Origin of the sequence: Salimicrobium flavidum (assembly GCF_900156645.1) — a bacterium.
Classification (GTDB): Bacteria; Bacillota; Bacilli; order Bacillales; family Halobacillaceae; genus Salimicrobium; species Salimicrobium flavidum.
The window spans coordinates 544,792-558,308 of the sequence record NZ_FTOC01000001.1 but is presented as its reverse complement, the minus strand read 5'-3'; the positions used below and the strand labels follow the sequence as shown (position 1 = coordinate 558,308).

The 13,517-nt window shown below is 45.3% G+C and carries 11 protein-coding genes; all 11 read left to right on the top strand.

The window, feature by feature from the left end; genetic code table 11:
• Positions 1 to 62: 62 nt before the first annotated feature.
• The 11 genes from BW944_RS02865 (at position 63) to BW944_RS02815 (ending at position 13,511) form a co-directional block, all read left to right on the top strand.
• Complete coding sequence (locus BW944_RS02865) at positions 63 to 1,271, top strand: M24 family metallopeptidase (RefSeq protein ID WP_076556825.1); 1,209 nt, start codon at positions 63 to 65, stop codon at positions 1,269 to 1,271.
• A gap of 12 nt (positions 1,272 to 1,283) precedes the next feature.
• Positions 1,284 to 2,234 carry a cyclodeaminase gene (locus tag BW944_RS02860; RefSeq protein ID WP_234983092.1) on the top strand — a complete coding sequence of 317 codons (951 nt, stop codon included), beginning with the start codon at positions 1,284 to 1,286 and terminating at the stop codon, positions 2,232 to 2,234.
• 5 nt (positions 2,235 to 2,239) lie between these two features.
• Complete coding sequence (locus BW944_RS02855) at positions 2,240 to 3,439, top strand: cystathionine gamma-synthase family protein (protein WP_076556823.1); 1,200 nt, start codon at positions 2,240 to 2,242, stop codon at positions 3,437 to 3,439.
• A gap of 10 nt (positions 3,440 to 3,449) precedes the next feature.
• The gene (locus tag BW944_RS02850) at positions 3,450 to 4,607 is read left to right on the top strand and encodes a M20 metallopeptidase family protein (protein WP_076556822.1); all 1,158 of its coding nucleotides are present in this window, start codon (positions 3,450 to 3,452) and stop codon (positions 4,605 to 4,607) included.
• A gap of 1 nt (position 4,608) precedes the next feature.
• Entirely contained in the window at positions 4,609 to 5,661 is a 1,053-nt protein-coding gene (locus tag BW944_RS02845; protein WP_076556821.1) for a homoserine dehydrogenase, read from the top strand.
• Positions 5,662 to 5,673: 12 nt separating this feature from the next.
• On the top strand, positions 5,674 to 7,119 hold the full coding sequence (locus BW944_RS02840) for an aldehyde dehydrogenase family protein (RefSeq protein WP_076556820.1): 1,446 nt from the start codon (positions 5,674 to 5,676) through the stop codon (positions 7,117 to 7,119).
• Positions 7,120 to 7,701: 582 nt separating this feature from the next.
• Positions 7,702 to 8,127, top strand: coding sequence for a YwpF-like family protein (locus BW944_RS02835; RefSeq protein WP_076556819.1), 426 nt, complete (start codon positions 7,702 to 7,704; stop codon positions 8,125 to 8,127).
• Between the two features lie 67 nt (positions 8,128 to 8,194).
• On the top strand, positions 8,195 to 9,547 hold the full coding sequence (locus BW944_RS02830) for a TrkH family potassium uptake protein (protein ID WP_076556818.1): 1,353 nt from the start codon (positions 8,195 to 8,197) through the stop codon (positions 9,545 to 9,547).
• 199 nt (positions 9,548 to 9,746) lie between these two features.
• On the top strand, positions 9,747 to 11,216 hold the full coding sequence (locus tag BW944_RS02825; RefSeq protein WP_076556817.1) for a phytoene desaturase family protein: 1,470 nt from the start codon (positions 9,747 to 9,749) through the stop codon (positions 11,214 to 11,216).
• Complete coding sequence (locus tag BW944_RS02820) at positions 11,213 to 12,667, top strand: phytoene desaturase family protein (RefSeq protein WP_076556816.1); 1,455 nt, start codon at positions 11,213 to 11,215, stop codon at positions 12,665 to 12,667. The genes BW944_RS02825 and BW944_RS02820 overlap by 4 nt, the downstream gene beginning before the upstream one ends.
• Before the next feature lie 10 nt (positions 12,668 to 12,677).
• Positions 12,678 to 13,511 (top strand): phytoene/squalene synthase family protein, encoded by an 834-nt coding sequence (locus tag BW944_RS02815; protein ID WP_076556916.1) that lies wholly within the window; start codon positions 12,678 to 12,680, stop codon positions 13,509 to 13,511.
• Positions 13,512 to 13,517 lie beyond the last annotated feature (6 nt).

The window sequence follows — 13,517 nt, the reverse complement described above, 5'->3', positions numbered from 1 at the left end:
CTTCTTTACAATAAGAATTAAGATAAAGAAATATTCTGACAAAGGAAAAGGAGGGAATATTTATGGTGCTTCCGTTTGACATCATGGAATATCAGAAGAGGTTGGATAATACGAAAAAACGGATGGAAGAGGAAGGTATTGAAATTCTATGTGTAACCAACCCATCCAATATGAATTATCTGACCGGTTATGACGCATGGTCGTTCTACGTCCATCAAATGCTGATCGTGATCATCGACGAACCGCAGCCGATATGGATCGGCCGTACAATGGACGCTAATGGCGCCAAGGCTACGACATGGATATACGATGATAATATCATTGCTTACCCTGATTACTATGTCCATTCTGACATCTACCACCCGATGGATTTCATCGGTGAAATATTAAGGGAGATCGGCCAGGGCAACAGACGCATGGGGGTAGAAATGGAGCAATTCTACTTTACAGCTAAATCGTTCCAGCGCTTGCAGCGTGCGTTGCCGGATGCATTCTTCATGGACGCGTCGAACCTCGTGAACTATGTCCGGCTGATCAAATCCGACCAGGAAATCGAATATATGAGAAGAGCCGGAATTATAGTGGATCAGGCGATGGCAAGAACAATCGACTATATACAGCCGGGCGTCCGTGAGAACGATGCTGCAGCTCATCTGTATTATAACCTGATCAGTGGAACTCCGGAGTATGGCGGAGATTACCCTTCGATCGTTCCGATGATGCCGACGGGAGACCATACCTCGATGCCACACCTGACTTGGACGGAACAGACCTTCCAGGAAAATTCTCCGGTAGTCATTGAAACCGCGGGATGTTATAAGCGGTATCACGTCCCTATGGCACGCACTATTTCCCTTGGCCAGCCCGGGGAGAGAATGCAGTATGTAGCTTCAGTGGTACAAGAAGGCATTCAGAACACCCTCCAGGCGATCCGGCCGGGAGCTACATGCAGTGACCTTGAAGAAGCGTGGCGCAATAGCATCAAACGATATGGTTTCGAGAAAGAATCGCGACTTGGTTATTCTACCGGTTTATCTTATCCACCTGACTGGGGCGAGCATACGGCGAGCATCCGAAGTGACGATCATACGGTACTTCAACCGAATATGACTTTTCATATGATTCCTGCGCTCTGGTTCGAAAATGATGGTATTGAGATATCCACTACGTTCCGGGTTACGGAAACCGGGTATGAATTATTCACTTCTTATCCTCTCGAGCTTATCGTAAAAGATAATATAGGTTACAGCAGTAACCCTATAAGTTCGTAAAAGGAGGTGTCTGTGATTCAGGTTATAGACCGTAAAGCACTTGAGGAAAAAATCCCTCTGTCCAGGGAACTCGTTAAAGAAATAGAGCATGCGTTCACGGCGTTAGTTACGGAAGAAGTGACCATGCCGGAGATAATGCGTATAGATATCCCTGAGTTCAACGGGGAAGTTGATATTAAGTCGGCTTATATTCCAGGCTATGACAGCTTTTGTGTGAAATTGTCTTCCGGTTTTTTTGATAATCCGGAGAAAGGGCTGCCAAGCGCCAATGGACTTATGATTCTGATCAGTAGCGAAACCGGAGAAGTGAAACAGATTTTCGCGGACCAGGGACTGCTGACGGATTTAAGAACGGCTGCTGCAGGAGCAGTGGCTGCCAAACATGTAAGCCGGGAAAACAGTGAGCGCGCCGGCATTCTCGGAACAGGCGCTCAGGCCAGGTATCAGTTAGAAGCTCTCACGCTCGTACGTCCTATTAAAACAGCTTATGTATGGGGGCGTACACCCGAAAAAGCAACCGCATTTCAAAAAGAGATGGAAGAGAAACTCGGTATTTCGATTACAGTGGGAGATACAGCTGAAGAAGTAGTCAGAAACAGCGATATTGTGGTCACTACGACGCCGTCTTCTGAACCGATCGTTCAGGCGGACTGGTTGCACCCGGGTCTTCACATCACCGCTATGGGTTCTGATGCGGAGCATAAACAGGAACTTTCCGGCGGAGTGATTCAAAAAGCAGATGTCTTCACTTGTGATGTTCTTCATCAGTCCAGGCGATTAGGAGAACTGCGAACGTGCAACGATGCAAAAATTATAGAAAATACCATTGAGCTGGGCGAAGTTACAGGCAATCAGACGGTTTCTCGGACCAGTGACAATCAAATAACAATAACAGATCTGTCGGGGACCGGTGTTCAGGACACTGCCATCGCCCGCTACACATTTCAAATATTAGGAGGATGATGAACATGAAACAAGCGAAATTCGGTACAAGATCCATTTGGGCAGGAGAGAAAGAACAGTTAGCATTCGGAGCTACACAGGTGCCGGTGGTGCACAGTGTATCTTTCGGTTATGACGACATGGATGAATGGTATGAAGTCGCAATCGGAAACAAAGAAGGTCATATTTATGGAAGAAACACGAACCCTACTGTGGAAGCTTTCGAAAATAAGATAAAGAATCTTGAAGGAGCTGAAGCCGCAACAAGTTTCTCGACAGGTATGGCTGCTATCAGTAACACACTTAGTACCTACCTCGCTCCGGGAGATAGAGTAGTATCCATCAAAGACACGTACGGCGGCACGAACAAAATTTTTACAGAGTTCTTACCAAGAATGAACGTAGACGTAGAGCTTTGTGAAACAGCGGACCATGAGGCGATTGAAGCCGAGATTGAAAAAGGGTGCAAAGTCCTGTACCTGGAAACACCAACGAACCCTACTGTGAAAATCACTGATATAGAAAGAATGGCAAAAGCAGGAAAAGCGCAAGGAGCTATAGTAATCGTGGATAACACGTTTGCAACACCTGTTAACCAGAACCCGCTTGAACTCGGAGTGGACCTGGTCATTCACAGCGCAACGAAGTATCTCGGTGGTCATGCGGATGCTTTGGGTGGAGCTCTCGTAGGTTCCAAAGAGCTCGTCGAGAAGGTGTATCACTATCGTGAAATCAATGGTGCCACTTTGGACCCTATGGCTGCATACCTCCTACTCCGTGGTATGAAGACATTGAAGCTCCGGGTTGAGCAGCAGAACAAAAATGCTCAGGAAATTGCCGAGTATCTGAAAACTTTCGATATTGTAGATGATGTCTTCTATCCGGGATTAGAGGAGCACAAGAATCATGATATCGCGAAGAAACAGATGAAAGGTTTCGGAGGCATGCTCAGTTTCTCTGTAAAAGGCGGAGTGGAAACGCTGCGTGACTTCCTACCAGAACTTCAATTCGCAAATAAAGCAGCGAACCTTGGTTCTGTCGAGACGATCGTGGGTCCTTCGAGAACGACGTCACACGTAGAATGTACACCAGAAGAACGGGCAGCAATGGGAATTCCTGAAGGTCTGATCCGTTACTCGGCAGGTATTGAAGATATCGAAGACTTGAAAGAGGATCTGAAGCAGGCTTTTGCAAAAGTGGAGCAAAAAGCTTCTCAGAAGAACTAGGTGATGAATGATGTATGGACCGGAGACACTGTTTGACTTCATGGTGGAATGGCGTCGCCATCTCCATCAACATCCGGAACTCAGTTTCAAAGAAGAGAAGACTAGTGCTTTTGTCGCCGAAAAACTGAAGGAACTAGGAAGTTTTGAAGTCCATGAAAATGTCGGAGGATACGGAATAGTCGCCATCCTCTCACAGGGAGAGGGGCCGGTTCTCGGATTACGGGCGGATATGGATGCCCTGCCGATCGAGGAGCAGTCGCCCATCGGGCATGCCTCCGTCAATGAAGGAGTCATGCATGCCTGTGGACATGATGCTCATATTGCTATTCTTCTGGGCGTGGCCCACTGGTTGAATGTTCATAAAGAGGATATACGTGGAACTGTTAAACTGGTTTTTCAACCTGCCGAAGAAGCTGCAGATGAAGAAGGGGAAACGGGAGCGATGAAAATGATACGCTCCCCGTTACTCCAGGATATCGATGCAATCTTCGCCTTGCACATGTGTCCGTGGTTACCTTCCGGCGAGATACAGGTACATGATGGACCAAGCATGGCAAATAATGATGAATTCCAGATTACTGTCTTCGGAGAAGGGGCACATGCGGGTTATCCCCATCAGGGAGCAGATCCGATATGGATGACGACATTTTTACTGCAAGCGCTTTATAGCGTAACGGGAAGAAGGATGCATCCCCTCGATGTGGGAACGATCAGCATCGGTCAAATCAATGCAGGAAGTGCAAGCAATATTATTCCGGATAAAGTTGACATCCACGGAACGATGAGGTCGTATACCTCTCAGGTCCGTTATCAGTTGGAGAAGGAATTACTGGAGAAAGCGAATGTTATACATTCGCTGGGCGGACAGTATCAGTGGCATATCCAAAAAGGGGAACCGGCGCTTATAAATGATGGGGAGTTGAACCAGATCATTCGTAACGTGGCCAGTGAGTATAAGATTCACAACGAACCTTTCGGGATGGGAAGCGAAGATTTCAGTCATATAACCAATCACTTGAAAGGAACCATGTTCTTCCTTGGCTGTGGTCTTGAGAAAGAACGCATGCTTCATCAGCCTGATTTCGATATTGATGAAGAGGCGCTTGGAAAAGGGTTGGAGATTATGACGGGGGTCTTACAATCATACTGGAAAGACCAGGAGGGATAAGATGACGAATATAGCGATGGTCGGTTTCGGTGGTGTCGGTCAGGCACTTGTTGAAATCCTCGAAGAAAAGGAAAATAATCTTAGGAATCAGTACGGATTGGAATCAAAAGTGGTAGCTGTCGCAGACCTGATGAAAGGTTCCATTTATGATAAAAACGGTCTTGATGTGAAAAAGCTTCTCGAATGTGTGAAACAGGACGGCACTGTGGAAACCTACCCTGATCAGCCGGGGGTGGTGAAAGGGTTATCGAGCATTGATACGATCGAAACGACGAACGCGGATGTCATCGTAGAGGTGACGTTTACGGACGTAACTACCGGAGAACCCGCAATCACTCATTGTAAGAGGGCTTTCGCCAGCAAAAAGAGTGTCATTACGACAAATAAAGGGCCGATTGCTCTTGCTTATAAAGAGCTGAATCAGATGGCGAAAGATAATGGCGTGTTTTTCGGATTCGAAGGCACAGTCATGAGCGGGACTCCTGCTCTGCGCATGCCTGAAGAAACACTTGCCGGAAATGAGATCACTAAAATCAGTGGTATTCTGAACGGTACCACGAACTATATCCTTACTGAGATGGAAAAAGGGAAGTCGTACGAGGAAGCTCTGGCGCAAGCACAGTCCAACGGATATGCCGAAGCGGATCCCACCAATGATGTGGAAGGGTATGACGCCCGATATAAAGTAGCGATTCTCGCCAATTATCTTATGGGAGAACCTCTCGACTATAAGGATGTAGTCTGTAAAGGTATTTCTGACATGAAAATGGAAGATATTCAACAAGCGACGGACAACGGAGAGAAATGGAAGCTTATCGGTAAGGTTGAACGGAATGAAGATGGGTCAGTTACTGGCGAAGTCGGCCCTGAAAAAGTTACCGAAGACCACCCTTTAGCAGGTGTCAAGGGGGCTACAAACGCCATCCTTTATGAATGTGACCTATTGGGACCGGTTCTGTTGACCGGAGCGGGAGCAGGAAGAAAAGAAACAGGTTTTTCACTGCTCATTGATTTGATTCATTACCAAAAGGAGCGTAAATTGCAGACTTCTTGAAGGAGGGAAGGTATGAAGACGAGAACTGAAGAAATGAAAATGTTGGTAGCCGGTCAGTGGGTTCTGCGAGACGATACGATTGACGTAATCAATCCTCAGAATAATGAACGGATAGCTACCGTTCCAAAAGCCACTCGTGATGATATGAAGCATGCCATCGAAGCTGCTCAGGAAACGTTCGATTCTCTTGATTCATGGCCGACACATGAACGAGTAAGAATATTGAAGCGTGTAAGCAGCTTTATGATGGAGAACCAGGAAGCTTTTGCACGTACGATTTCCTTAGAAGGCAGTAAAACGATTAATGAAGCTCGAGGTGAAGTTGCACGAGCAGCCCAGACAATTGAAATTTCTGCTGAAGAGGCTCGACGGATGCAGGGGGAAACGATCAATTTCGACCAGAATGAAGGAAGTGAAAATAAAGTCGGCTACTATTATCATTTCCCGGTAGGCGTGGTAGGAGCCATCACTCCCTTCAACGACCCGCTGAATCTCGTCGCTCATAAAGTCGGTCCCGCTATAGCTAGTGGTAATGCCATTGTCATTAAACCTGCTTCTGAAACTCCTCTCAGCGCATTGAAAATGGCTGAGGCTTTCACCGAGGCTGGTTTACCTGAAGGAATGCTCTCGGTCGTAACTGGACCTGGACGCGAAGTCGGTGATGAGTTGGTGACTCATCCTCTGATCAAAGCCATTTCATTCACGGGAGGTACCGATGCAGGGAAGAAAATTACGGAGAAAACCGGAACGAAGCACGTAAGCATGGAACTCGGCTCGAATTGTCCGGTAATTGTGTTGAGTGACGCGGATCACAATGACGCCGTAGAGGCTTGTGTAGACGGTGGCTTCAGCGCAGCTGGTCAAAACTGCATAGGAGTCCAGAGGGTCTATGTCGAGAAAGATCCTTATCCATCTTTCCTGGATGATTTAGTAAAACAGACCAAGCGACTGAAAATGGGAGATAAAATGCTTGAGGATACGGATGTAGGCCCTCTCATATCAGTGAAGGAAGCAGAAAGAGTAGAGAGTTGGATCAATGAAGCGGTTTCCAAGGGAGCTAGAATCGAAACAGGGGGAACAAGAGAGGGGGCTTACGTAGAGCCTACGGTCCTTACTAACGTCTCCCCCGATGCTACGATTGCCAAAGAAGAAATCTTCGGTCCTGTCGTTATCGTCGAACCGGTCGACGACCTTAAGGAAGCTGTAAAGAAATCGAATGATGTAGATTATGGGCTTCATGCCGGTATCTTCACGAAAGATCTGAACCGTGCTTTTTATGCGGTGAAGCACCTCAACGTCGGTGGTGTAATGATTAATGACAGTAGTGATTACAGAATCGACGCGATGCCTTTTGGAGGAACAAAGGATTCCGGAATCGGAAGAGAAGGCGTCAAGTTCGCGATAGAATCACTTACGGAGAAGAAAGTAGTAAGCTTCAAGATCAGTGACCCATTTTAAACAGGGGACTGTGGAAACAACTACAGATGATGTAAGAGATTTATGAGTGAAGCCGTCCCGTTATCAGGACGGCTTTTTCCTTTGGCTCTGTTATCGTTTATTATTGATTTTCGTCTCTTCGGGTGGAAGCTTGCCGCGGGCATGACAAAAACTTCCGGAACCTCCCTCCGTTCGATTCCGGTGATTTTTCGTTCATGCTTCTCCCGCAGGCGTCTCCACCCTTCGTTCCTAAAATCAACGACAGGCTTTAACAGACACGTTCATGCAAAGATATTTGAACCATGATATATGAACATTTTCAGGCTCTGTTATGATTCGAGTTTGATAGGGTGGATATAGATAAAGGCGGCGACTCCGACGGGGACTCGGGTAGCTGAAGACCCCGCAGGGAAACGAGGAGGCTGAAGCATTGCCTCTGGATAAGCGTCCGCCTGAATATTTATTTTTAGGGTAGCCTTTCGGTTTGTAAATGTATATCAGGCGAGAACAGGGTAAGGATTCATCCATGATGGATGTAGTCCTTTCGCTTTCCGGTGACCTATTCTATAATGTAGATAACATGGAGGAAGGGCGGAATAATTAATGAAGACTTTCAAACTTGTTTCTCTGGATATCATTGAAGAACAGAAGGAGGATATTACATTACGTTCGATTGAACTGAAGGACGGTCTCATTATCAACAGGGAGGACGATCATGGACGCTGGTTGGTAGAAGCCTTCATAAGCAAGGATTATAAAAGCTATTTTCAATCCTATATCGAGAAGAATGAGAAAGTGATGCTGCAAGTACTTATAACGAAAAAGAGTAATTCGCCGGCTACCTTCCTAGTCTCTCCGATAGACATCAACGAGTTTGAAGAAGAGATGAATGTGATTTTCATCGGCGCGATGATAGATAAAAAACAGGAGCAGGTGGAAAAGCTCCTTCAAGTCCTTTTAGAAGAAGGGTATCAGGGAAAACGGCTGCTTGAGGAGTTTAGAAGAAGAACGGCCGGAACTCCTAATTGAAAGCTATACAACAGTAACTTTTTTATCTATAATGAGGGGAAGTTGAGTCAAATAAGGAGCTAGCAGTATGTCGATATATAGAAGAAATTACAAATGGATCCGAACATTATCCCCTTTTCAATTAATTGCGTTGTTCTACTTATTTGCTGTGACCATAGCAACTATTCTCCTTTCTCTGCCCATCGCATACGAACCGGGCGTGGATATTCCTTTCATCGATACGTTGTTCGTAGCTGTGAGTGCAGTCAGTGTGACGGGACTTACCCCTGTCTCTATTCCTGAGACCTTCAGCATAGTCGGTTATTTCATGATTGCACTTATGCTTCAGTTCGGCGGTATCGGAATTATGACGTTAGGGACGATTATATGGATTGTACTAGGGAAAAAAATCGGCTTACGGGAACGGCAGCTGATCATGACTGACCAGAACCAGTCGAATTTTTCAGGGATTGTCCGTCTCGTCTTACAGATAGTGCTTCTCGTCTTATTGATAGAATTCATTGGGTTCCTGATATTAGGTACATATTTCTTACAATACTATGAAGCTGGTGAAGCGTATTTGCAAGGGTTCTTCGGAGCGGTAAGTGCCATGACGAACGGAGGGTTCGACATTACAGGCGCGTCGCTCATTCCCTTCCAGGATGATTATTTTGTGCAATTCATAAATATGATGCTTATTATAGCCGGAGCTATAGGGTTCCCGGTGCTGATCGAAGTGAAACAGTATTTGTTTGAAAGCGGGGAACGTACCAGATTTTCCCTTTTTGCCAAACTGACTACGATCACGTTCTTTGCGCTAATAGTGCTCGGGGCGGTAATGATAGTATTTCTGGAATTCAACCATTTCTTCGAGGGAAGATCCTGGCATGAAATCATTTTTTATGCGCTCTTCCAGTCGGTGACAACAAGAAGTGGCGGTTTATCGACGATGGATGTCAGTCAGTTCACAGAACAAACCCATCTGTTCATGTCCTCCCTTATGTTCATCGGTGCTTCACCGAGTAGTGTGGGGGGCGGAATCCGGACGACGACGTTTGCTCTTGTCGTTATTTTCATACTGACATTCGCCCGGGGAAAGGGAAGTATCCGGATTTTCAGAAGAGAAGTGCATAATGAAGATTTGAACCGTGCTGTGGTAGTTACCTTGATGGCTGTCCTCACTGTTTTCTTCAGCGTGCTTGTGGTATCTATTGTCGAACCGTTTTCTATGAGTGAAATTCTGTTTGAGATTTGTTCCGCTTTTGGTACGGTGGGTTTATCGCTTGGAATCACTTCGGAGCTCACCACGTTTACGAAACTGTTGCTTATGGGATTGATGTTCATCGGAAGAATCGGAATACTCACTTTCCTGTTCTCTTTCAAAAAGGAGAAGAAGAAAGGCAATTACCATTATCCAAAAGAGAGAGTGATCATCGGATAGTCGGATGTAATAGGTGTGAAATTGGAATGAGGATTCCGATTTCACATTTTTTTGTAAAAGCACCTAATTCATAATGAGTATTGAAGAGGGGGACACGTGTCATTCATGACCCGAATTAAAGGAGCGGATAAAAATAAGACTAATGAGTTAATAAATCGGGTACTGTGTGAAATATGAAGATAGAGAGAAGGTGCTTGTAATGAAAAGAATAGCTGTCATCGGCGCGGGCCCCGGGGGACTCGCCTCAGCTATGCTGCTGGCTGCCGAAGGTCATGACGTGCACGTGTTCGAAAAACAGAATAGAGTAGGGGGAAGGAATGGGGCATGGAATCTAGGGGAGTACACTTTTGACATCGGCCCCACCTTTCTTGGTATGCCTCACCTTGTTGATGAACTTTTCCGAAAAGCGGGGAGAAACATGCATGATTATATGGATCTGAAACAACTTACGCCTATGTACGAATTACTCTGGAGTGGAAGTAGAATCCCTATGTATCAACAGCAGGATAAAATGCTCTCCTCGATTTCCCGTCATTTCCCAGGTAATGAACGCGGTTATCTAAGATTTATGAGAGATAATAAAAAAAAGTTGGATCGTCTTACGCCGATTTTAAAAACCAGGCATCATCGGTTGATGGATTATCTTTCCCCGCGCGTTCTGAAAGCATTACCGGAACTCTCACTTGGAAAATCCGTATACGATGTTTTATCTCAGTACTTTGATGATGAAAGACTCAAAATTTCTTTTTCTTTTCAAGCGAAATATTTGGGGATGTCTCCCTGGGAGTGTCCAGGAGCGTTTTCCATACTTTCATACATGGAACATGAATACGGTGTTTATCATCCTATCGGGGGTGTCAATCAACTCTCGAAAGCCATGGCCAGCGTCTTCGAGGAACTCGGAGGAAAGATTCATCTCGGGGAGTCGGTTTCCAGGATAGAAACGGCAAATAAAAAAGCGGAGGCTATCGAACTTCAATCAGGTGAACGGTTCGAAGCTGATGATATTGTCATTAACGCTGATTTCGCCCAGGCTATGACCAAACTCATTGATGACCGATCACTTAAGAAATACAAAAAAAGAAAAATCGAAAAAAAGAAGTTCAGCTGTTCGACATTCATGATTTATGCCGGGGTTAATAAGGTTTATGACATGCCACACCATTCGATATTATTTTCATCGGACTATAAGAAAAATGTGGAGGAGCTTACGGGTTCGCTCGAGTTATCTGATGAGCCTTCCATCTACATCCATAACCCAAGTGTAATGGACAGCACATTGGCACCTGAAGGACATTCAGCCGTATATATACTTGCACCGGTGCCGAATAACCTCTCAGGTATAGACTGGGAAAACAGAAAAGCGGAAGTGGAGAGGGTCGTTCTCGACCGTATCGAAAAAGAGACGGGGTTCGAAGATCTGAGCGCTCATATTACGATCAAAAAGATTCTTACTCCAGTCGATTGGGAACAAACTTTTGAAATTTATCAGGGCGCGACCTTCAGCCTCGGTCATCAGCTTTCCCAAATGATGTATTTCAGACCTCATAATCAGTTTGATGATCTGGAAAATCTATGGCTTGTAGGTGGAGGAACCCACCCGGGGAGCGGCTTGCCAACTATCTTGGAATCTGCAAAAATAACCTCTGATTGGATTGGTGAAACATGAAAAAGACGACGATTGTCGGAGCCGGTATCGGAGGGCTGATGACGGCATTATATCTTTCACAGCAGGAAGGACGTTCGATAAGGGTAATAGAGCGGGATAGTACTGCCGGGGGAAGAATGAAGTTCGAAAAACATGAAGAAAGCCGTATCGATCAGGGACCTACCATAGTATTGCTCCCCTCCCTACTGATCGAACTTCTGGCTCAAGCAGGTATAGGAAGGGAACGCATTCCGCTTGTCCCTATGGAACCGATGTATCGTGTTCATTTTCCGAATGGGGAGACATTCAGCAAATATCAGGATAAAGAAAAACAAACGGAAGAATTCGCAGCTACATTTCCGGAAGAAAAAGAAGGATTTCTTCGATTCCTTGAGGAAATGGGACCTTTTTTTAAGAAAGGGAAATCAAGGATACTTGGTCAGACGTTTGCTGACAAAAAAAAGTTTCTGCATCCGGAGATTCTAAAACTTCTATGGGGAATGAAAGCTCACAAATCTATCCGGTCTTTCATGAGCCGTTATTTCGTTTCTGAGCAACTCCTTGATATCTATAGTTTGCAGTCACTATATATAGGGGGGAACCCATCGAAAGCGCCCTCGATCTACTCGTTTATTTCTTTAAGTGAGCATCTTGAAGGCATTTGGTACATTCAAGGCGGTTATGCAAGCATGATTGATACCCTTACCGAAGAGCTGGCGGAAAGAAACGTGGAGATACAGACGGATACGGAAGTTACGGATATACTTATAGAAGATGATAGGGTGATAGGGGTGGACACGACTCGCGGAGCGGAATATGCTGATGAGGTGATATATAACGGAGATTTTCCTAACATGGATGCTCTAATGCCCGCACAATATCAAACGAATAAAACGTACACTCCTTCCTCCGGATGCCTGTTGTTTTTTATTGGAACGGATAAAATATACTCTGATCAGCCGGTGCATCAATTCTTTATGACGGATGATTTCAAATCTCATATGAAAGATGTATTTGAAACGAAAAAGGTCCCTGAAAAACCATCCATCTACGCTTTTCACCCGTCGGTTATAGATGAAAATCTAGCTCCTGAAGGAAAAGGTGTGCTGTATATACTGATACCGGTGCCAGCGGATACTTCGGTCGACTATCAGCAGGAAAGGAAGCTGATTGATTATGTCATGGAAGTGCTGGAAGGAAAAGCTTTCCCCGATCTTCGAAACCATATAGAATGGTGGAAGATGAGAACCCCGAAAGATGCAGAAATTGCCGGTTTGTATGGAGGTGGAAGTTTCGGTATTGGGCCGACTCTAAGCCAATCCGGTATGTTTCGCCCGCAGTTTCGTCCATATTCCGTCAAAAATCTTTATGCAGTAGGAGCTTCCGTCCATCCGGGTGGCGGAGTACCGATAGTCATGCAGGGAGCAAGACTATTGGCAGGAGAACTTATGAAAGAGCCCATGTACAATTGAGGTGAATCCAGTGGACTTAGATAAGGCGTACGAGAAGTGTCATGCTATAATAGAGAATCATTCCAAGACTTTTGCTAAAGCATTTTCCTACCTTCCGGGAGATCGGAAACGCGCGGTCTGGGCTGTTTACGGGTTCTGCAGATATGTGGATGATGTCGTCGATGAAGGCGATGAGCCTGAGAGGCAACTTGCACAAATCAAACAGGAACTTATTCAGTTTGAAAGAAAAGAATATGTTCCAGAGCGACCATTTTGGATTGCACTACATGATGTAAGAGAAAAATTCGATCTGAAGTTTGAGCCCTTTCATGACATGATCAAAGGGCAGGAGATGGATTTAGGGCCAGTAGAAATCGAATTAGAAGAAGAATTATTGGATTACAGTTATAATGTGGCAAGCACTGTAGGACTTATGCTTCTCCCGATTCTTGCTCCTGGTAAATATGAGCTTTTGAAAAAAGATGCAATCTATCTCGGCTACGCCATGCAATTGACGAATATCCTTCGTGATATCGGTGAAGATTTAGAGAGAGGGAGGATATACTTCCCGAAAAAAGTCTATGAATCCTTTGGATATTCCAAAGAGGACCTTATTAATAAACAGGTTTCGGAGGAATTCATTCGGACTTGGGAGTATATCGCTGTCAAGGCGGAAGAGTATTACGCTTCTGCCATGGAGACGCTGTCCTACTATCCTCTTTCCTCCCGCTTGCCTGTCAAAGGCGCCGCGTATTTATATATGAATATTCTTGAAGCGGTAAGAAATGAGAATTATGATGTCTTCCGAAAACGAGCCTTTCTGAATGAAGAGGAAAAAAAAAGGATTATTGCTGAATTGCAATAATCCTTT